We start from the raw sequence: 1346 nt of genomic DNA on the forward strand, positions 1-1346 counted from the left end.
GGTTCACGTTGGTGGGGCTGGGACTGTGCGTGCTCGTGCCGCAGACGTTCGCGGCGGCGGGGAGGCTGTTCCCGGGGGCCTCGGACGCGGCCGTCGCCCGGCTCAACGTCTTCAACTACGTCGGTTTCCTGATCGGTTCGCCGTTGGTCGGGGCGCTCGGAGACGCGTGGAGCTACCGCGGGGCGATGGGTGTGCCGATGGTGTTGGTGCTGGTGACGTTCGTGTACGCCAGGTCGTTCGCTCCTCAACCGGACCGATACGGTGGCGGGCATGAGCGGCCGCGCACAGCTGATGTGGGACGAGGCAGTAACGGGGTATGACTTCGGTCCGGATCACCCGATGGATCCGGTTCGGCTGGCCCTGACCCGGCGACTGGTAGAGGCTCTCGGGCTCGACCGGGAGGTGGAGGTCGTGTCCGCCAAGCCGGCCGGGGAGTCGACGCTGCGGCTCGTCCACCGGGAGGACTACATCAAGGCCGTCAAGGCCGCCTCAGCCGATCCGCGGGCGGCGGACACGTCGTACGGGCTCGGGACCGTGGACGATCCGGCCTTCGCCGGCATGCACGAGGTGTCCTCGCTGATCGCCGGGCTGTCGGTGGGCGCGGCCGAGGCCGTGTGGCGGGGGGACGCGCTGCACGCGGTGAACTTCTCGGGCGGGCTGCACCATGCGATGCCCGGAGGCGCGGCGGGGTTCTGCGTCTACAACGACGCGTCCCTGGCCATCGCGCGGTTGCTGGAGCTGGGGGCTCGGCGGGTCGCGTACGTGGACGTCGACGTGCATCACGGAGACGGGGTGCAGGCGGCCTTCTGGGAGGATCCGCGGGTGCTGACGATCTCGCTGCACGAGCATCCTCGGACGCTGTTTCCGCAGACCGGGTGGCCGGAGGAGACCGGGGCGGGGGACGGTGAGGGGGCCGCGGTGAACGTGGCTCTGCCCGCGGGGACGGGGGACGCCGGGTGGTTGCGGGCGTTTCACGCGGTGGTGCCGGAGCTGATCGCGGACTTCCGGCCCGATGTGCTGGTCACCCAGCATGGGGCGGACACGCACTTCGAGGATCCGTTGGCCCATCTGGCGGTGTCGTTGGACGCGCAGCGGGCCGTGCAGGTCGCCTGTCATTCGCTCGCGCACGAGTACGCCGGGGGGAAGTGGGTCGCGTTGGGTGGGGGTGGATACGCGGTGGTGGATGTCGTGCCGCGCTCGTGGACGCATCTCGTGGGGATCGCGGCGGGGCGGCCCGTGCAGCCGGAGACGGTGATTCCGCAGGGGTGGCGGCGGGAGGTTTTCGCCCGTACGCGGCAGTTGGGGCCGGTGCGGATGACTGACGGGCGGTGGCCGGTGTCCTGGGG

At 71.1% G+C, this 1346-nt stretch carries 2 protein-coding genes; both read left to right on the top strand.

The window, feature by feature from the left end:
* On the top strand, positions 1–320 hold a 320-nt coding region (locus P1P75_RS41535), incomplete at its 5' end, for an MFS transporter (protein ID WP_319265232.1).
* Positions 271–1346: acetoin utilization protein AcuC (locus P1P75_RS41540; RefSeq protein WP_319265235.1), on the top strand; the 1076-nt coding region annotated here is incomplete at its 3' end. The genes P1P75_RS41535 and P1P75_RS41540, both read left to right, overlap by 50 nt.

The organism is Streptomyces sp. ID05-39B (assembly GCF_033794725.1).
GTDB lineage: Bacteria > Actinomycetota > Actinomycetes > Streptomycetales > Streptomycetaceae > Streptomyces > Streptomyces bobili.